At 58.2% G+C, this 19,472-nt stretch carries 18 protein-coding genes and 1 tRNA gene; 9 read left to right on the top strand and 10 right to left on the bottom strand.

Annotated elements, in window-relative coordinates; all coding sequences use genetic code 11:
• Positions 1-58: 58 nt before the first annotated feature.
• The 5 genes from H2O17_RS06230 (at position 59) to H2O17_RS06215 (ending at position 4,588) form a co-directional block, all read left to right on the top strand.
• A complete protein-coding gene (locus H2O17_RS06230; RefSeq protein WP_182048903.1) occupies positions 59-1,714 on the top strand; it encodes an ABC-F family ATP-binding cassette domain-containing protein in 1,656 nt (551 codons plus the stop codon).
• Positions 1,711-2,550: an MFS transporter gene (locus tag H2O17_RS06225; protein ID WP_220456722.1), complete on the top strand. Its 840-nt coding sequence runs from the start codon at positions 1,711-1,713 to the stop codon at positions 2,548-2,550. Before H2O17_RS06230 ends, H2O17_RS06225 begins: the two co-directional genes overlap by 4 nt.
• A 7-nt stretch (positions 2,551-2,557) precedes the next feature.
• A complete protein-coding gene (locus tag H2O17_RS11510) occupies positions 2,558-2,968 on the top strand; it encodes an MFS transporter (RefSeq protein ID WP_220456721.1) in 411 nt (136 codons plus the stop codon).
• Positions 2,969-2,980: 12 nt separating this feature from the next.
• Positions 2,981-3,511 (top strand): tyrosine-type recombinase/integrase, encoded by a 531-nt coding sequence (locus H2O17_RS06220; protein ID WP_220456720.1) that lies wholly within the window; start codon positions 2,981-2,983, stop codon positions 3,509-3,511.
• Between the two features lie 369 nt (positions 3,512-3,880).
• Entirely contained in the window at positions 3,881-4,588 is a 708-nt protein-coding gene (locus tag H2O17_RS06215) for a transposase (protein ID WP_182048902.1), read from the top strand.
• A 450-nt stretch (positions 4,589-5,038) separates the two neighbouring features.
• On the opposite strand, the gene H2O17_RS06210 is transcribed toward H2O17_RS06215, so the two are convergent.
• Positions 5,039-5,112 (bottom strand) — tRNA-Pro (locus H2O17_RS06210).
• A 196-nt stretch (positions 5,113-5,308) separates the two neighbouring features.
• Between H2O17_RS06210 and H2O17_RS06205 the strand changes: the two genes are divergently transcribed.
• Positions 5,309-6,517: an arginine deiminase gene (locus H2O17_RS06205; protein WP_182048901.1), complete on the top strand. Its 1,209-nt coding sequence runs from the start codon at positions 5,309-5,311 to the stop codon at positions 6,515-6,517.
• A 123-nt stretch (positions 6,518-6,640) separates the two neighbouring features.
• Here the strand turns inward: H2O17_RS06205 and H2O17_RS06200 are convergent, their stop codons facing one another.
• Positions 6,641-8,317: an FAD-dependent oxidoreductase gene (locus H2O17_RS06200; RefSeq protein WP_182048900.1), complete on the bottom strand. Its 1,677-nt coding sequence runs from the start codon at positions 8,315-8,317 to the stop codon at positions 6,641-6,643.
• 67 nt (positions 8,318-8,384) lie between these two features.
• Between H2O17_RS06200 and H2O17_RS06195 the strand changes: the two genes are divergently transcribed.
• Complete coding sequence (locus H2O17_RS06195) at positions 8,385-8,987, top strand: TetR/AcrR family transcriptional regulator (protein ID WP_182048899.1); 603 nt, start codon at positions 8,385-8,387, stop codon at positions 8,985-8,987.
• A gap of 29 nt (positions 8,988-9,016) precedes the next feature.
• On the opposite strand, the gene H2O17_RS06190 is transcribed toward H2O17_RS06195, so the two are convergent.
• A complete protein-coding gene (locus H2O17_RS06190) occupies positions 9,017-9,676 on the bottom strand; it encodes a DNA-3-methyladenine glycosylase I (RefSeq protein WP_182048898.1) in 660 nt (219 codons plus the stop codon).
• Positions 9,677-9,994: 318 nt separating this feature from the next.
• Here H2O17_RS06190 and H2O17_RS06185 point away from each other — a divergent pair, with 318 nt between their 5' ends.
• Complete coding sequence (locus H2O17_RS06185; RefSeq protein ID WP_182048897.1) at positions 9,995-10,837, top strand: HAD family hydrolase; 843 nt, start codon at positions 9,995-9,997, stop codon at positions 10,835-10,837.
• A 138-nt stretch (positions 10,838-10,975) separates the two neighbouring features.
• Entirely contained in the window at positions 10,976-11,881 is a 906-nt protein-coding gene (locus tag H2O17_RS06180) for an NAD(P)-dependent oxidoreductase (RefSeq protein WP_182048896.1), read from the top strand.
• 204 nt (positions 11,882-12,085) lie between these two features.
• On the opposite strand, the gene der is transcribed toward H2O17_RS06180, so the two are convergent.
• Genes der through xerD form a run of 7 tightly spaced genes read right to left on the bottom strand, consistent with a single transcriptional unit; the run spans position 12,086 to position 19,320 of the window.
• On the bottom strand, positions 12,086-13,543 hold the full coding sequence (gene der, locus H2O17_RS06175; protein ID WP_182048895.1) for a ribosome biogenesis GTPase Der: 1,458 nt from the start codon (positions 13,541-13,543) through the stop codon (positions 12,086-12,088).
• Positions 13,540-15,312: a prephenate dehydrogenase gene (locus H2O17_RS11765; RefSeq protein WP_182048894.1), complete on the bottom strand. Its 1,773-nt coding sequence runs from the start codon at positions 15,310-15,312 to the stop codon at positions 13,540-13,542. Before H2O17_RS11765 ends, der begins: the two co-directional genes overlap by 4 nt.
• Before the next feature lies 1 nt (position 15,313).
• Entirely contained in the window at positions 15,314-16,057 is a 744-nt protein-coding gene (locus tag H2O17_RS06165; RefSeq protein WP_182048893.1) for a pseudouridine synthase, read from the bottom strand.
• Positions 16,054-16,734 carry an SMC-Scp complex subunit ScpB gene (gene scpB / locus H2O17_RS06160; RefSeq protein ID WP_182048892.1) on the bottom strand — a complete coding sequence of 227 codons (681 nt, stop codon included), beginning with the start codon at positions 16,732-16,734 and terminating at the stop codon, positions 16,054-16,056. The genes H2O17_RS06165 and scpB overlap by 4 nt, the downstream gene beginning before the upstream one ends.
• Complete coding sequence (locus H2O17_RS06155; RefSeq protein WP_182048891.1) at positions 16,718-17,602, bottom strand: segregation and condensation protein A; 885 nt, start codon at positions 17,600-17,602, stop codon at positions 16,718-16,720. Before H2O17_RS06155 ends, scpB begins: the two co-directional genes overlap by 17 nt.
• Positions 17,526-18,377 (bottom strand): ParA family protein, encoded by an 852-nt coding sequence (locus H2O17_RS06150; protein ID WP_182048890.1) that lies wholly within the window; start codon positions 18,375-18,377, stop codon positions 17,526-17,528. The genes H2O17_RS06155 and H2O17_RS06150 overlap by 77 nt, the downstream gene beginning before the upstream one ends.
• Positions 18,378-18,390: 13 nt before the next feature.
• Complete coding sequence (xerD, locus tag H2O17_RS06145) at positions 18,391-19,320, bottom strand: site-specific tyrosine recombinase XerD (protein WP_182048889.1); 930 nt, start codon at positions 19,318-19,320, stop codon at positions 18,391-18,393.
• Positions 19,321-19,472: the final 152 nt, after the last annotated feature.

Here is a 19,472-nt window from a genome sequence, read left to right as displayed (position 1 = left end):
CGTCATTTGCGTACCCGTTTGCCTCTCGGCTTGTGGTGCGTCGTTTCGAAGGATTCGAATGCTCACGCCCACCCACGTTCATCCGGCGCGCCATCGCGCGCAGCTCACCGCTTCCGATGTCTCTCTCATGCGAGGAGCGACATCCGTTCTCAACCACGTCGATGTCGTCCTTACTGCCCGTTCTCGAGTCGCGATCGTTGGCGAGAACGGGCGCGGAAAATCAACCCTCCTCCATGTGCTCGCTGGCACGCTTTTGCCAGACAGCGGGGTGGTCCAGCGCATCGGCACGCTCGGCCTCGCCGAACAAGAAATGACCGCTTTCGATAGCCGAACCGTGGGGCAGGCTGTTGCCGAAGCGATCGCCGAGCCACTCGCCGCGCTGGCGGCACTCGACGCCGCCGCTCAGGCTCTCGCCGACGGGAAGGAAGAGGCCGCAGCGGAGTATGCGGCCATGTTGGAGCTTGCTGGAGCGCTCGATGCCTGGGATGCCGAGCGCCGTGTGCAGATCGCGCTCGAAGCGCTCAACGCAGAGACAGACATGGCGAGGTTACTCGCTGATCTTTCCGTGGGGCAGCGCTATCGGGTGCGGTTGGCCTGTCTCTTGGGAGCTGAGGACGACTTTTTGCTGCTCGATGAGCCCACCAACCACCTCGACCGCAGCGGACTCGAGTTCTTGACCGCGCAGCTTCGAGCGCGCAGTGGTGGCGTCGTCATCGTCAGCCACGATCGAGCGCTCCTGTCCGACGTCGCGGACACCATCATCGACCTTGACCCGACCCCCGACGATCGCCCGCGTGTCTATGGCAGCGGCTATACGGGATATCGGGAGGGGCGTCTCGCAGAAAGGGAGCGTTGGGAACAGGACTACGAGCGTCAGCAGGCGGAACACGCGCGGCTTCAAGACAGTCTCAGCGCCGCACAGAACCGACTCGTGTCGGGGTGGCGTCCGGAGAAAGGCACTAACAAGCACGGCCGGGCCACCCGCGCGGGCGGACTCGTACAGAATGTGCATCGGCGTCAGGAAGCGCTCGAAGCGCACGCGGTGACCGTGCCGGAACCGCCGCAGCTCTTCCGCTTTCCCGACCTTCCCACCCGAACCGGTGCGGCACTACTGAGCGTCGATCGTGTCAGTGTTGCCGGGCGGTTGGCCGGGCCGGTGTCGTTCACGCTGTCACACCGTGGTCGACTTGTCGTAACTGGCCCGAACGGAGCGGGGAAGTCGACGCTGCTGGGAGTGGTCAGCGGCGAACTTGCACCGGACACGGGCGCGGCTCGATTGCCAGGGGGCACCCGCATCGGATTCCTCCACCAAGAAACCGCACTGCCCTTGGACCGGCGGGCGAGCGAGCTCTATGCCTCACATATCGGCGCGCTCGTCTCGGAGGGGGTTCTGGAGTCATCCGAGGCGGTCGGGCTCTCTCAGCTTGGTCTCTTGCGACCCCGTGAGGCAGGCAAGCGGGTAGGAGAACTGTCGATGGGTCAACAGCGCCGCCTCGACCTCGCATTCGTGCTCTCGACACGCCCTCACGTACTGCTCCTGGACGAACCCACCAATCACCTCTCCATCGCTCTTGTCGACGAACTCACTGCGGCGCTCGGAGCAACCCAAGCGGCCGTGCTGTTGTCCACCCACGATCGGCAACTCCTCCGCGACGTCGCCGGCTGGCCGCAGCTTCACCTGACTGCGATGACTCAGGACGAGGTGCTGGTATGAGCAAGAAGAATCTCAATCGGATCCGTGCGCTTCGTCCCTTGGCCTCACGCGACTATCGTCTCTTGTTCGCCGCGGTCGGCATTGAAGTCTTCGGCACCGGTATGTGGACGATCGTCATGGTCTTTCAAGTGCTTGCGCTCGATGACAGTCCGCTCGCGCTTTCAGCGGTAGCAACTGGAATGAGCCTTGGCCTGTTCGCCTTCTCGATCCTGGGTGGTGTGGTCGCGGACCGTTTCTCCAAATACCGCATCATCATCACCGTGCAGGGCTGCACCGCAGCAGCGATGACCGGGGTAGCAGTCTTGTCGCTCACCGGGTCCATCGAGTTGTGGCATGTCGGCGTCGCCTCATTCGTGATGGGCGCAGGGAGCGCGTTCTCCTATCCGGCCTACAGTGCGTATCTACCTCAAGTGCTTCCTGCTGAGGAACTCCTGGCCGCGAACGGGCTCGAAGGAACTCTCCGCCCATCGATGGGTCAGGGTCTCGGTCCAGCCCTCGGGGGAATCACCGTCGGCATGTTCTTTCCGGCGATCGGGGGGGGTTATCGTCGCAGCCTCGTACACGATGGCGTTCGTCATCACGCTGTTCCTCAACCGACGTCAAGAGCTGACCGAGCCCGCGCGCGCGAGCGTGTGGGGAGACCTCCGAGCGGGGGTGCGCTATGTGGTTGGCACGCGGTGGCTGCTCTAGACGCTGATCTTCGGTTCCTCCCTCGCACTCATTGTTCAAGGCCCTATCGAGGTGCTCTTGCCCTTCCTCACCCGCGACCGCTTCAAGGACGCCGAAGCCACCTTCGGTTTCCTCTTAGCCGCATACGGGATCGGCGGGGCGATTGAATCGCTGGTGATCTCATCGCTGAAGCTCCCTCGCCGCTATCTCACGTTCATGATCGTCTGCTGGGGCGGGGGAACACTGCCTCTCATAGTCATTGGCGTCACGGACAACCTGATCCTGATGCTCGCAGCATTGTTTATGGTCGGAGCGCTCACTGGAGCGGGCGTCGACATCTGGGGCACGCTGTTGCAACGGCTGGTGCCGCTCGACATGATCGGTCGAGTCGCGAGCCTCGACTTCTTTGTCTCGATCGCGTTCATGCCCGTCTCGATCGCCATCGCCGGGCCACTTTCCTTGCTCGTACCCATTCCCGTGATATTCGTGATTGCGGGAATCATTCCCCCAACTCTTGCCGTAATCGCGATGATGGCGGGATGCATGCGCGGAAGCGAGGATCGGCACCCCCTAGACGCTCCCTAAACGACCTTCGTCATGCTCGGCGCTCTCCTCGCCGCGCGAGGCTCCGAAATTTCAGGCCTCCAAGTCAGCGACATCGACTGGAAACAACGCATCGTCACGATCCGCCGCCAGACCTACCCCGGCGCTGGGGGCCTCGTCACCAAACAAACCAAGGGCCGCGACATCCGCCACGTCCCCATTCTGCAAGCCCTCGCCCCCGTCCTGGAACGCCTAACCCACGACCGTGAACCCGACGAGCGGCTCCTGACTGGTCCCCGCGGTGGCGTCCTCACCACAGCGTCCGTGCGGGATGCAACAAAGTGGGACCAGCTTGTCACCGACCTCGAGCTACCCAGCCTCACCCAGCACGGGCTCCGCCACATCGGAGCGACTTGCCTCGCCGACGAAGGCATCCCACTCCACGTCCTCCAAGGCATCCTCGGGCACAAATCGATCGAGACTACCCGCGGCTATCTCCACCCTGACACCAGGCACCTCACCGACGCTGCCGCACGAGCCAACGCGTTCCTCGACGGACACGAAAATCCCGAGCGCGAGGGCTAAAGGCCAAATGTGGTGTTTTTATGTTTGGGTTTTCGTTGTGATGGTGGGGAAAGGTCGGTATCGTCTTGCTTTTGGGGCAAGATGAGGTGTGGTTGTGTTTGCTTGTCCCACTTTCCTCTGGTTATGTGGTAGCGCCCTGTTATGCCTGCATATGGGTGTGTGGGAAGACGACGATCAACACGACCCTGCTCCATCTGCGCGTGTGGCCCAGTCCTGAAGAATGGGTACCGCAACGGAAGAATCCGCTACCGGTGCGTAACCTGCGGCCAAGATCCACACCGTGACAGTGGCGGACGCTCAGATATTACCGACACAGCTGTTGTGACCCGATTCCTTGATTATGTGACAGGCACCAGCACACAAGCACACATGACTGGCACCAGCCTGACAAGCCAGCGCCGTGACTGGCAATGGTGCTGGAACATTCCCACACCGTCCCTACCCATGACCGGTCAAGTGCATTCCCACGTCTTTATTGACGGGATCTACCTGCCCTACGGCTGGTGCCTGCTCATCGCCCGCAATACAACACATGTTGTTGCCTGGCAGTGGGCCACCTATGAAAACAGTGCCGCCTACACCGCCCTGTTCAACCAGATCACCCCTCCAGACCTTGTCACCACCGACGGGGCGGGCGGAGCCCTCAAAGCCCTCCACGACGTCTGGCCTGATACTCCTGTTCAACGCTGCCTAGTCCATGTTCACCGCAACAACACCCGCGATCTGACCCACCGTCCTGCCACGGCTGCAGGGAAAGCTCTCTATGGCTTATCCATCCGAGTGTTGAAAGTGAGAACCCGGGAGGAGGCCGCCGCCTGGTCTGGTCTGCTCATCCAGCTCCACACCCAGTATGAGGCGTTCTTCAAAGAACGCACCTACGCACGTGACGTCCCTGCCAACCAACGCCGGGAAGGACGAACATGGTGGTACACCCATGAGCGTGACAGGCGCGTCTACCACCGCCTAGCACGCCTCCAACAAGACGGAAGCCTCTTCGCCTTCCTTAGCTTCGACCCGGCCCGAGAGCGAACCACGAATCCTGTCGAATCAGTCAACGCCCCGCCAGATTCTGCATGAATGGAACGAGACAGGCAGACCCAAGCGACGCGTCATCCCGATGAAGACCAGAGCGAAACCCACACCCAGAATCGGGGACATGCCCGTCCACTACGACACCGCACTCACCCCAGAAGAAGGACTCTGGACACGAAAAGGATGGGCCGGACGACCACACTAAACCCGCGACACACCCATCAGAATAAAAACACCACTTTTGGCCTTTAACCCGAGCGAGAGCTCCGCTACGTCCAGTCGAGCGACAGCACCTGTGCGATGAAAAGGCTGCCGATCGCGGCCCAAAACGGGCTGCAGGTCCCGGCCAGATCCCGGCTCGTCACAACGGCCGCAATCGAAGCGTCCCGGATGGCATCAGCGTCCGCGGTCGGATGCTTCCATAAACCCTTCCGGAAAAGACAACAGAAACGACGAAACCTAGGTGAGAAACCTGTTCTCACCTAGGTTTTTCTGTCGGGATGACAGGATTTGAACCTGCGACCCCTTGACCCCCAGTCAAGTGCGCTACCAAGCTGCGCCACATCCCGTCGCGCCGAAACTACTGCTTCGGCGTGACCACATGAGATTACATCATTCCATCACTGATTGACCAATCGAGTGCCGTCCGTTGCATTGCCTCACAGCAACCGCAGTGTGAAGCGTGCATTCTCTCTCGGGCCAGACTAGTGTTCGACGGAACGGATGCCCCGTCGATAGTGTTTGCCTACTCACTTAGGAGAAACGATGTTTGGTGTGCAATCGGAAGTCGGTCAGCTTCGTGAAGTCCTAGTTGGCCGCCCCGGCCTTGCGCACCGGCGCTTGACTCCGCGCAACCGTAAGCGCCTTCTGTTCGACGACGTCATGTGGGTTGAGCAAGCTGAGAAGGATCACGCTGGTTTCGTCGCAAGTCTCCAAGCTGAAGGGGTGGTGGTCAGGGACGTTATCGATGTTCTGGCAGAGACCCTTGATGCTGGAGCGCGCGATTGGTTCTTGGATAGGAACATAGATTGGCATGCGATGGGACCAACTCTGGCTTCAGAGACCCGAGCTTTCCTGGCCGAGCTTCCCTCTTCGCGACTCACCGAATACATCGCTGGCGGATTGACACTCGACGATCTGGGCGATCATCACAGCTCGGCTTGGGCATCTGATTCGGATGACGCATCGCAGTTTTTGCTACCACCTTTGCCGAATCTTCTGTACATGAGGGACTCCAGTTCATGGCTCTATGGCGGAGTTGTACTAGGCGAGCTTCGTTATCCGGCAAGGCAAGGCGAGGAGGAAGTCATGGAGGCGATTTACACTTTCCATCCGGACTTCACCGCATCGCGTCGGTGGCAATCCCGTGGCGATGTACCGCAAGAAGGTGCCACAGTCGAAGGCGGTGACGTGATGCCAGTTGGTAACGGGGTGGTTCTGGTGGGTATGAGCGAACGTAGCAGTCGCCGTGGCATTACTGAACTAGCCCAATCTCTGTTCACCTCTGGCGCAGCCAAACAAGTAGTTGTTGTTCGGCTGCCTCAGAAGCGTGCCATGATGCACCTTGATACCGTTATGACTTTCGTTGATCGCGACGCTGTGCTCATTCATCCGCCGACGGTGGAGAGTGCTCATGCCTACTCGCTCTTTCCCGCAGATTCTGAGTTCGGTGTGGACCTTGTGGATCACGGTTCGGATTCTGTTGTTTCTGTCATATCCGCTGCCACAGGCATCAAGCTGAGGTCAATTGCAACAGCTGGTGACCCGGCCGAAGTAGAACGCCAGCAATGGAACAGTGGAGCAAATGCTGTGGCGCTCCGCCCGGGTGTGGTCTATATGTACGATCGTAATGAGCTGACAAACAAAGCGCTTCGGAAGGCCGGGATCGAGGTTATCGACGTGCGGGGCGCAGAACTCGGCCGTGGACGCGGTGGCCCACACTGCATGACATGTCCCTTAAGCAGAGATGCCTGAGTTCAACCAAGGGGATCTCGGGTTCACCGCAGAGCCTCGGCGTTTGATGTCGCAGAGCCTTGGCGGTTGATGCCGCCACTAGATGAGGTGGTGTGGGGCGCCGTTGCCCCACACCACCAAGGTTTAGCTCTTGCGAGCCATGTGACGCGCGGCTCGAACTCCGAACACGGCGGCGGGAGCGATCGTTGAGCCGGGCCCCGGATAAGTGTGGCCCATCACGCTTGCAGAGTTGTTACCTGCTGCATAGAGCCCTTCTATCACTGTTCCGTCAGAGCGAAGAGCTCTGGCCTCAGTGTCAGTGACGATTCCACCCTTGGTTCCTAGGTCTCCGAGTACCACCTTGTATGCGAGAAATGGTCCGTGCTCAATTGTGCCTAGGCACGGGTTGGGCCGTTGAGTTGGATCTGCATAGTAGCGATCGTAGGCAGAGTTTCCCCGGCCGAAATCTGCGTCCACACCAGACCGAGCATATCCATTGAATCGTTCGATAGTTGTGCGGAAGGCCGTGGAATCCACCCCGATCTTGGACCCAAGTTCGGCAAGCGTCTTTGCCTTGACCGCAATGCCAAGTTCTTTCATCGCCTTGTTGGCTCGCGGATCCATCGCAAACATCCTGAGATAGCGATGCTGGTGGCGAGCATCAAGGATCAGCCAGTAGGGTCCTTCGCCGCCATCCAAAGCAAGCATATGGTGGCCCAAATCCACGTAGGATTCTGATTCATTTGCGAAGCGATTGCCTTGCTTATCTACCATGATTGAGAACGGCATAGACCGCTCACCAACAATGAAGGCGGGTGTGCCACCCGGCACCGCCTGAACCGATGCTCCCCACCATGCATCATCCATGAGCTCCAGAGCAGCTCCATGCTTCTCCGCCACTTGAATCGGCACACCTAGGTTTCCGGGATTTCCCGATGGTGATCCGTGGACCCCTTGGTACTTCTCACGAAGAGACGGATTGGATTCGAAGCCGCCTCCAGCGAGCATCACGCCGCGCCGAGCTCCAACTGAGACTTCCTTCCCATCCCGCATGATGCGTACACCCACAACTGCATCCTGCTCAACGATGAGATCTACCAGCGGAGATTCCAGCCACAAGGGCACGTTATTGTCCACCATGAGGGTCTTGCCAAATGCTGTGGACCAAGCAGCACCGATTCCGGTTAGTCGCTTTCCTGTTACCACGCCACCGAGTGCACGGAAAACGAACTTCGCACCGCGAACGAATCCTCCCGGGGTGGACCAGGCACGTCCCAGCAGCCAAACGTCATCGGTTTTGGCTGGAATCGGAATTGCCCCGAGCAAGGAATCCCACCACGTACCCAGAATCTTCGAATCAAGTGGTTTGACTTCAATTCCTCGTCCGATCTTCCCTCCGGGCAACTCCGGATAGTAATCGGGGTAATCTGCTGCTCGCGCGAAAGTGATGCCGAACCGTTCAGCAGTCTCTACAAAGTCATCGATGCCGTCCACGAAGGCCGCTTTGCGCTCAGGTGAGGCCGATGCACTAGGCGTACCAATTGTCGCCTCCATGTACTTTAGCGCTTCATCACGCGAATCCCCTGCCCCAGCGCGGCGCATAAGCGGATTGTTCGGAAGCCACATGCCACCACCAGACATCGACGTGGATCCGCCCCACTTCTCAGTTGACTCGAGAAGCAATACGGTCAGCCCTTCGTCAACTGCTCCCAGCGCAGTTGCGAGGCCGGCCGCACCGGTTCCTACGACGACGACGTCGTAGCTTTCGTCAAATGCCGGTTGACTTGGCTCATTTGTTGGTCGCTCGGTTGTTCCTGACATGGTTCCTCCACATCTAGAGTCTTCAACACACAACCGGACATCAGTGTCCGGTAGCTACACTCTAAGCATGTCGAAGCCACAGCAATCAGTCAATGGTTCGTATCGATCCAATCGAGGACCAGCCGCCGCTGCTGAGAACCATGAGGCGATTATTGATGCGGCCCGCACATTGTTTGAGACCACCGGGGTTAATGTGCCGATGCGCGCTATCGCCCAACGTGCACAGGTAAGTCAAGGGGTGCTCTACCGCCACTTTCCAAACCGCACTGCACTCGCCGTGGCAGTGTTCGAGCATAACTTCGAAACAATCGAGGAAATTGCGAGCACGCATGGTCCAGGAACGTGCGCGCGATTGTGGGATTGGTTGCTGGGATGCGCTGTCATGGATGTGGGCTTCGTTGAAGTGATGGTGGCTGCACGTTCGGAATACGATGGTCAGAACCGCTTCCTTTCTCTTCTCAACCCGTGCATCGACGAAGCAATCAAGGAAGGAGCTGTTCCCCGCGGTTTCACCCCTTATCACCTTGTCGCGGGATGGCGCATGGCGTATGGAGTGGCCGTTACAACTCCTGACAAGGAGAAATGCCTAGAATTCCTTCGCAGAACTCTCACCCTGCCTAACCTAGTTGAGCTGTTACGCGGAGAGTTTGAAGCATCACCGAACTCCTGATGCCGCTCCCCTCTCACTGGCCCGCCTCCTCACGATGGCCGACTGCCGCCCACTGGCACACCCCCTCCCAGAATCGGTACTTGGTTGCCGTCTAGCAACGCTCGATTTGCAGCTGGGCCCATACCAGCCACGGAGCTCATCCCGGCCGCTGGGTCCATACCGATAGCTTCCATGAGCCAATACATAGACGTTGGTCCAACCATGGTGAATTCGCGATCATGCAAGGCTTTGGAGAGCGCCACAGATCTGGCCGACTGCATTCTTCCATTCGCTCGAGGTACATCCATCTGCGGCTCATCCGCTGACAGTCCGGATTCGGCAGCAAATGACCACACAAGCCCAACCAAACCGCCATCGCCACGCAATCGTTGAGTGGCCCGGGCATTAGTAATCACGGCACCGATCTTTCGCCGGTTACGGATAATGGAGGAATCCTCCAAGAGGGCTTCCACTTCTGCTTTCCCGTATTGCGCTACCAGATCTGGATCGAAACCCGAAAACGCAACCCTGAGAGCATCCCGCTTCTTCAAGATGGTGAGCCAAGATAGACCAATCTGAAAGATCTCAAGGCACATGAGTTCATACAAACCCACTTCGTCCTTGATCGCGCTACCCCACTCATCCTCGTAATAGAGGCGAAGAAGCTCGTGAGAATCAGCCCATGCGGGCCGAGCAGAATGTGACGCCATTGTGACTCCCCTACGCCATGCGAATTGTGTTCGGTTGCGTCATCTATCAGACACCAAACCCGGCGGGTGGGAATGTCTTTATCCACAGTTATTCTCAGCGCGAGCAAGGTAGATGGCGTGTGGAACACTGCCACGCCCGTTCGGGCCTGAAGCCCGACGCCCGTTTAGCCCCGACGCCCGTTTAGCCCCGACGCCTGACGCCCGTTCAGGCCCGACGCCCAGAGTCACCGCCACGCTGTGGAACACATCTCTTCGGTGCGTATCTCCGGCCAACTAGACTGGCAAGGTGCACCCTGCCCAGTGTGAAAGGTGAAACGAATGAGCGCCGAACCCACGGCCCCAAGTCAGTATGAGAATCTCAGCATCAAGATGGTTCTCTCGGATATGGACGGCACGCTCCTGCGCTCAGATGGCAGCCTCCCTGATGGAATGTTCGACCTGTTGCGGCGCCTGAACCACAGCGGCATCACCTTCGTTCCCGCCAGCGGCCGCCAATATGCCACGCTAGCGAACTTGTTTGACGGCAGTACTGCTGGCATGCCCATCGTCGCTGAAAACGGTGCATACATTGTGCGTGACGGCATGGAACTTGCGTCATTCACACTCTCTCGCGAGTTCGTCGTCGCCACCGTTGAACTTCTTCGAACGATCGCAAGTAAGGGACGTGAGATCGGCGTTGTCTTGGCAGGCAAGAACGCTGCCTACGTCGAACGCGATGACGAAGCCTTCATGGAACAAGTGCGCACGTATTACCACGCCAATGAGATTCTCTCCGATCAGTTGGCGTACAACGATGAGATTTTGAAGATCGCCATTTTTGATTTCGACGACGCCGAATCCGGCACACTCCCATACCTCGAGCACCTTCGCTCCGACCACACCGTCGTGGTCTCTGGTACTCACTGGATTGACATTATGGATCCACGGGTTAACAAGGGACTGGCGGTCCGTACCTTGCAGGAGAAGCTCTCAATACCCAAGGACCAAACCATGGCGTTCGGCGATTATCCAAACGACATCGAGATGCTCGAAGCTGTGGGTTACCCATTCGCGATGGCCAACGGACACGAGGACGTCTTGAGTGTCTCCGACTTCATCGCACCAAGCAACGAAGATGGAGGCGTCATAACGGTGCTCTCCAACATTTTGGCGCAGAACTGAACTTATCTAGGCAAAGGACCGAATCTCCCTGTACACGTTCGTAGCAAGACCCTCCCCGCAAACGTTCAAGCTCGTACCACGTGCGTTCACATTTGGGCATGACCGTACACATGGGAAGCACATGAGTACAGTAGGTATATGGCTAAATTAGTGGTGTCTGTTCCAGAAGTCAGTGACCTATCCACCTTTGAAGGTCTGCCCGTTGAAACTGTTGTGTGGGACATGTCCACGCCCGCAGATCGCACCGATATTGACTACGTTGTTGCACCCGCACTTGTCACTCCCAAGATTCTTGAGAACCTCGCGGGTCTCCACCCACGGCTAGTTCAATGGGCCGCTATCGGATATGACGGCGCAAGCACGTATCTACCAGCCGGAATCCCCTTCGCGAACGCCACCTCCGTTCACGAGACCGCGACCGCAGAACTGGCTATGGCGCTCATCCTTGCCTCGGAGCGCCAACTGCCTCAGGCACAATTGCAGCAGCAACGCCACCAGTGGAATCGGTTCAATGTTCATGGCTTAGCCGACAAGCGGGTTGCCGTGCTCGGAATCGGCGGGGTTGGCGCAGCAGTCATCGAACGGCTCAAGCCATTCGAAGTAGATTTGGTGCGCGTTGCTCACAGCGAACGCGACGATGCCGATGGGCACGTCTTTTCCATCAACCAGCTCTTTGAGGTCCTGCCTACGGCCGACGTCGTCGTAATAGCTCTCCCACTTAACGCGGGCACAGAGGGCCTCGTTGACGATTCGTTCCTAGCCGCAATGAAGGACGGCTCGCTTCTCGTAAACGTCGGGCGTGGAAAGATCGCCAACACGGATGCTCTTGTGCAGCATGCCGGGCGGATTCGCCTTGCCCTTGATGTTACGGATCCCGAGCCGCTACCAGAGGACCATCCGCTGTGGAACGCTCCCGAAACGATCATCGCACCCCACCTCGGTGGACTTTCAGATGCGAAGATACCCCGTGAGCGTCGCTTGCGCCGCCGCCAGGCAGAACACCTGCTAGCGGGCGAGGAACCGGAGAACGTGGTCATTCAGTAAGGCTCTAAGCAGCAAACAAGGGACCTCGCCTGGTACAAGCGAGGTCCCTTGTCACATTGTGACGCCGCCACTAAACGGCTGCAAGCTTCACACCACTAAACGGCTGCAAGCTTCACACCACTAAACGGCTGCAAGCTTCACACCACTAAACGGCTGCAAGCTTCACACCACTAAACGGCTGCAAGCTTCACACCACTGCTACCACTAACGCTTGCGTGTACGCTTCTCACGCACGCGCACCGAGATCTCGATCGGGCTGCCCTTGAATCCGAATTTTTCACGGAGTTGATTCTCGATAAACCGGCGGTAACCAGCTTCGATGAAGCCGGAAGCAAATAGAACGAATCGCGGTGGGTTTGAGCGCGGTTGAGTTGCGAACAAGACTCGTGGCTGCTTTCCGCTTCGCACTGGATGCGGATGTGCCGCAGAAAGCTCGCCAAGGAACGAGTTGAGCTTGCCGGTGGAGATACGAGTCCCCCAGGAATCCAGCGCTTCGTTCATAGCTCGAGTTAGGCGGTTTGTATGCCATCCCGTCTTCGCCGAAAGATTGACGCGTTCAACCCATTGGAGCTGAACAAGCTCGCGGTCTAGTTCTTTGTTCAGTTCGGCTTGACGTTCTTCATCCACCATGTCCCACTTGTTGCACACGATGACCAGCGCGCGGCCCGCATCCACAACCTGTTGGATCACTCGGATATCTTGCTCGCTCAGCGGCTCCGATGCATCCAACAGCACCAAACCTAGTTCCGCTTTCTCGAGCGCCGCTTGTGTGCGCAATGATGCGTAATAATCGGCGCCACTTGTCTGATGGACCCGGCGGCGAATACCCGCGGTATCCACAAACGTCCACGGTTCGCCATCAAGCCAGATGGTTTCGTCCACCGGATCGCGGGTTGTGCCTGCCAAGGGGTCCACCACCACTCGCTCCATTCCAGCGAGTTGGTTGAGCAGCGAGGATTTGCCTACGTTTGGCCGCCCCACCAATGCGATGCGGCGAGGTCCGCCCTGTGGAGCCGCCTCCGCAACCGCCGATTCGAGTGGCAGAACCTTCATAACCTCATCGAGAAGGTCGCCTGTTCCGCGTCCATGAAGGGCGGAGACAACATGAGGTTCGCCAAGGCCAAGAGCCCACAGTTCGGTGGCATCGGATTCTTGCATCGCCGAATCCACCTTGTTAGCAGCAAGGATGATCGGCTTGTCAGCGCCGCGCAGTAGTCGGACAATCTGTTCGTCAGTATGTGTAATGCCAACTGTGGCATCAACCACCAACAAGACGGCGTCGGAGTATTCGATCGCGGTTTCGGCTTGCCGTGCTACGGACGCATCGATGCCGGCCACATCCACTTCCCAACCACCGGTATCAAGAAGCGTGAAGTCACGACCATTCCAACTGGCTTCGTAGGCCACACGGTCACGAGTGACTCCAGGCGTATCTTGCACTACCGCAACTCGCTTGCCAACAATTCGGTTGACTAGAGAGGACTTACCAACATTCGGGCGTCCGACGATGGCCAAAACAGGTTGGCCCGGCCGAGCTTCGAAATCCTCCTCGAGTTCCTCACTTTCAAGGACGGCAAGGTCCTCTTCAGTCAAGTCATAGTTTTCGAGGTTATCGCGCAGCAGTTCTAGCCGCTGGACCTCTTCTTCGTTAAGTTCACTCATCGCAGTTCCTTGGGTACAAGAGAGATCACGGCATCGACGACTTCGGAAATACCCATGGCGGACGAATCAATGGTCGTCACGCCGTCGTCGGCAGTCATAAACTCGGAAACAGTGGAATCATCGCGATCGCGGCGCACAACCTCATCGCGTGTCGCAGCAAGTGCGTAAGGATCAGTAGAACCACGCACTTCTAATGCACGCCGTGACAGGCGAGCTTCTTCGGAGGCAGTGAGCAACACTCGGACGTCAGCATCGGGAGCTACCACGGTTGTGATGTCGCGCCCTTCGGCGATGATGCCCGTGGCTGCCTCACTGATTATCTGGCGCTGACGGCGCGCCAGTTCGGCGCGTACATCAAGGTTGGTCGCGACTTTGGAAACCACTTTGGAAAGCTCGGATGTGCGGATTGCCTCCGTAATATCAACGCCATCGCACACGATCTGTTGGCTGTGTGGATCCAACGGCATCTCGAGCGGCATGGCCACGGTGGCCGCAGCAACGGCATCGTGATCATCCAGATCTACCTTTGTGTGGTCACACCACCACGCGGCAGCCCTATACATTGCTCCGGTATCCAGGTATCCCAGACCCAACCGATCCGCGACGTGGCGTGAAACCGTGGACTTGCCCGATCCGGAGGGACCATCGAGGGCAATGACCAAACCCATCTGCTTTTCTCTTCCTTCAATAATCACTTGCCAGCCGCGCATTTCCAACGCAGCGGCCAACCGCCGCGCCTGGCCAGGCAACACGGAGAGCGTGGCGCGTCCCACGCGCTGACCCACCGAATGCTCAAGCGCCAAATCCTCAATGTTGACGCCGATCTCGCCGATCTCGGTAAACAAGCGCCCGAGCTCACCAGCCTGATCCGGAACCAGAACGAAGAGCTCTGAATAGCGCCTCGGAGCACCACCGTGCTTACCTGGAATCCTTGACACTCCTTCGTTCCCTCGGGTGATAACCCGCGAAACACCTGCCAGCACTCCCCTAGCAAACGGGTCCGTCCCGCCAGGTTCGAGCGCGTGGATGAGGCGGTTGAGTTCATCGCGCACAGGCCGTAGAACGTCAGAAATGGCGGTGGCATTCCCGGCGATAATCGTGGCCCACAATCCGGAATCCGAATGAGCAATACGAGTGACATCGCGCAGACCTTGACCCGCGAGCTCTAGGGTCTCCGGAGCGGAATCGCGTAAGGCTCCAGCCACCAGAGACGAGATCAGCTGCGGCATGTGTGAAACAAGTGCCACCGATTTGTCGTGTTCCTCTGGAGCCATAACCACCGGAAAGGCGCCCATATCCAGGGCAAACTTCTGCAGTGTTGTGACAGTATGCTGATCATTCGCCGGACTTGGGGTAATGACCCACGGACGCCCTGCGAACAGGTCAGAATCCGCAGCCATCGCGCCGGAGCGTTCCCGCCCTGCCATCGGATGAGATCCGATGTAGCGGGCTGCCTCAGTATGCTTACCAACCTCAGTCACAACGTGGTTCTTGACAGAAGCGACGTCCGTGACCAAGGCATGAGGGTAGCGATCCAGTGCACTCGATACAACAGTCCCGGCCACATCGGGCGGAGTTGCGACGATCACCAGTGCCGGTTCGGGGTCCTCGACGCTAGGCAAATGCCCTGCACCAAGGTCACGCGCCAGCGCAGCTGCGGCAGGAGAAGCATCCTCCAGCTGAACCTCCACGCCCATCTGGCGCAACCTCAGGCCAGCAGATGCCCCAAGCAATCCAGTACCAATTATCCGAACAGGCGAAAGCGCCATCTCACATCCCGACTGAATGCATCAATGCTGAAAGCTCATTGCCCGCGATAACCCGAGTGCGCCCGGGCTTAAGATGGCCCACTTCAATAGTGGCAAACTTGGTGCGGACGAGCTCCATAACTGGGTGGCCTACCTCCTCCATCATCCGACGCACAATACGGTTGCGCCCCGAATGCAAGGTGACTTCAATGATGGAGTTGCGAGCTGCCGATTCGCGCAGGACAAACTTGTCTACGCTGATCGGGCCGTCTTCTAGGGTGATTCCCTTTTCCAGCACTCGGCCGAGACCACGAGTGACCGCTCCCTCAACTCGAGCGATGTAGGTCTTGGGCACCTCGTACGAAGGATGGGTCAGGCGGTGGGTCAATTCGCCGTCGTTCGAAAGCAAAATGATGCCCTCAGTATCTTCGTCAAGACGACCAACGTGGTATAGACGTTCGGTGCGCCCTTCCACATACTGTGCGAGGCAGGGGCGCCCCATCTCATCTTCCATGGTGGAAACGACCCCCGGCGGCTTGTACAGAGCGATCGTGACCAGCGACTGATCAATCTGGATGGGCATACCATCAACGTGAATTGACACGCGTGTCGGATCGACCCGCATGCCGAGCTGACGAATCACTTCGCCGTTCACGGTAACGCGGCCTTGTTCAATCAGGTTTTCGCACAGGCGCCGTGAACCGACTCCAGCATGGGCCATCAGCTTCTGAAGCCGCTCACCCTGTGCATCGTAGGGGTTACTCATTCCAGTTCCTTTGCTACATCGTCAAGTTCGGACGCGTCCGGTAAGTAAGGAGCCAGCGGGGCAAGCTCATCGAGCGAATTCAGCCCCATCGATTCCAAGAAGAAGGATGTGGTGCCGTACAGAATTGCACCGGTTCCCGGCGTCAGACCTACTTCGTCAATCAACCCGCGGGTCTGCAGCGTGCGAACAACCGAATCTACACTAACACCACGTATCGCCGCTATCTGGCCCCGCGAGACCGGCTGACGGTATGCGATCACTGCGAGCGTCTCCAAAGCCGCCATCGATAGCTTCCCGGATTGCTCCGCAACCACGTGAGCGGCGACGACGTCGGCGTACAACGGGTTCGTATAGAACCTCCAGCCACCAGCGACCTCGCGGAGCTCAAAGCCGTGCGTGCGTCCACCGCCTTCCCCGCGGTATTCGGCCGAGAGCTTGCGCACCAGATGATCCGTTTCCGCCTCCGACATGCCGATTGCGCGTGCCAGAACTCGCACGGGCACGGGATCCTCGGCTATGAGCAAGAGGGCCTCCAGCGCGCCAAGCGCGCGTTCACGAGTGCCAGCATCGCCGCTTTCGCCGGGCTGGATCGGCGGCGCCGTGTGGTGCGCATCGCCAAGTGACTTCGACGAATTCGCGTTTGACGCATTCAGATCAACGTCAGTCCATTGAGGCATGTGCTTCCTCACTCTGTGGTGTGTCTGGCGAAAGGGTGATGAGGATAACGCCCAATGGTTCATCCTGTTGGATGGATATTCGGCCGTTTCGGATGAGATCAAGTATTGCCATGAAACGTGAGACCACTGTGGCATAGTTTGCCGCATCGGCGCATAGTGATGCGAAAGATACACGGTCGCCACGAACAAGGCGATCGAGGATGTACTCCACCTGACTTGCCACCGAGACCACTGGGTTATGCATATGGGTGAGGGTGACCTCAGGTGAATCAACGTCACGAGTCATCGCCTGGACGGCCAACATGGCGAGTTCTTCGGGTGCGAGGTGGAGCTCCACATCTGGGAGAAGAGATAGGTACATCGGTTCCAAAGGCACTTTGCGCGCTATAGCCATGGACTGTTGGTTCAGGACCTCGCGAAAGTCCGCTGCAACTTCCTTGTACGCCCGGTATTGCAGAAGCTTTGCGAAGAGTACATCGCGCTGTTCCAGCAACTCAAAATCCTCAGATGTCTCCTCATCATGAGGCAGAAGTCGCGCGAGTTTGAGATCAAGGAGCGTGGCTGCAACTACTAGGAACTCGCTGACCTGGGATAGATCTAGCGAATCTTGTGAACGGACATATGCGATGAATTCGTCTGTCACCTCTGACAAGGAAACCGTTGTGACATCCAGCCTGCGCTTGGCGATAAGAGACAGGAGAACAGAAAAGGGACCGGAGAACACATCGAGTTCCACGGCAAAGGTCTGAGCACCGTTTTCGTCTACCGGAAAAAGTGCCTCATCCATGGGCTTACGCGCACTGACCGCGCGAAACGACTTCGCGAGCAAGTTGGCGGTAAGCCTGAGCACCCGAATGGTTGGGGGCATACTCCGTAATCGGCAGTGCTGCGATCGTGGCATCTGGGAACTTGATCGTGCGCGCAATGTAGGTCTGGTACACCTTGTCCCCAAAGCCCTCACGCACAGACGCCATGACTTCGCGCGAGTGGAGAGTACGCATGTCAATCATCGTCAGGAGAACACCATCTAGCTGCAGGCGCGGGTTGAGGCGATCTTGGATGCGTTCGATCTGTTCCGTGAGCAGCGCCACGCCTCGCATAGCAAAGTACTCCGCCTCGAGTGGAATGATGACCCCGTGTGCCGCGGTCAATGCATTGATTGTGAGGAGCCCGAGCGAAGGCTGGCAGTCAATGATGATCAGATCGTAATCATCGAGCACTGGGCGCAACACGCGCGCGAGCGATTGCTCCCGCGCGACCTCATTTATGAGGATGATCTCCGCCGCAGAAAGATCAATATTCGCAGGCACAATATCTAGGTTTGGAACTGATGTGGGCACAATAACTGACTTGATATCGGGCTTCGAAGCGATGAGTTCGTTGTAGATAGTGCGGTCCAGTGCGCGGGCATTAACCCCTAGGCCAGCGCTAGCGGCCCCTTGGGGATCGAAGTCAACTACCAGAACCTTGCGGCCGTACTCAGCGAGCGCCGCCGCCAAGTTGATGGTCGTGGTGGTCTTGCCCACTCCGCCCTTCTGATTCGACATAGCGATGATGCGAGCCGGTCCATGCGACGAAAGCTCCTCTGGGACAGGGAAGGAATTGTCGGAGGAGTCTGGGAGCAGAGAGTCTTGTGCGGTCACACCCCAAGCATAACTAAGTCAATGCCCTCGGGTGTGCGCCCACATACACCTCGCGGACCGTGTCGCGTGTAACTTGTGTGTAAATCTGCGTGGTGGTCACCGAAGAATGACCCAGCAGTTCCTGAACTACGCGAACGTCTGCCCCGCCTTGAAGGAGATGTGTGGCAAACGAATGGCGCAGCGTGTGCGGCGAGACATGGTCTGTCAGATGGGCACGTGCAGCCGCTGCCTGAATGATTCCCCACGCGGTCTGCCTAGAAAGCTGCCTGCCACGAAGGTTGAGAAAGAGGAACGGGCTACCTGTGCCGCGCTTGGCCAGTTCCGGGCGGGCACGCACCAGATACGCGTTAACCGCATTAATGGCGTAACTCCCCAACGGAAGAATTCGCTCCTTCCGGCCCTTTCCGAACAATCGAATAGAGCGTTCCTCAATATCGATGTCGTCCGGGCTCAAGTTAACTGCCTCAGAAATCCGCGCGCCCGTCCCATACAGAACCTCCAATAGTGCCCGGTCGCGTAGCGCCACCGGATCGTCACCAGAGCCGGTCGAATCTATCAAGGTGGCCACTTCCTCAACTGTTAGAGCGTGAGGAAGCCGCTGCGGAATCTTGGGCGGTCGGACAAAAGCGGCCGGATCGGAGGCGGTTGAGCCTTCTTCGAATAGAAACTTGTGAAATGAACGCACGCTCGTGAGGGCCCTAGCCACCGATGTAGTTGCTAAACCTTGCAACGTCTCGGCAAAAGAAGCAACGTCTTCCTCGACGACGACGTCGACGTCTGATACGCCCCGCGCCGCCAGATGAGCCTGGTACTTTGCGAGGTCACGCGCGTATGCGGCCACTGTGTTTTCTGAAAGTGAACGCTCAACGCTCAGATGCTCGAGGTATTGGCCCACTGAACGTGCCAGTCTCTCTGTGTTTGTGCCACCAGATTCAGCGTTCATGATGCAATTATCCTATCCGTTAGGTTCGAATCCACGGGATGCTGGCCGCGCGCGTTCAGCGTAAATGCCCCCTGATGCGAAGACGATCCCAATGAGAGTGGCCGCGCGCGTGAAGCCTCGCAGCGCAACTGAGGGGCTCGCGTCCACGCATC

Source organism: Changpingibacter yushuensis (assembly GCF_014041995.1).
GTDB lineage: Bacteria > Actinomycetota > Actinomycetes > Actinomycetales > Actinomycetaceae > Changpingibacter > Changpingibacter yushuensis.
Note: the sequence above shows the minus strand (reverse complement) of the source record. Positions and strands in the feature narration are given on the sequence as shown.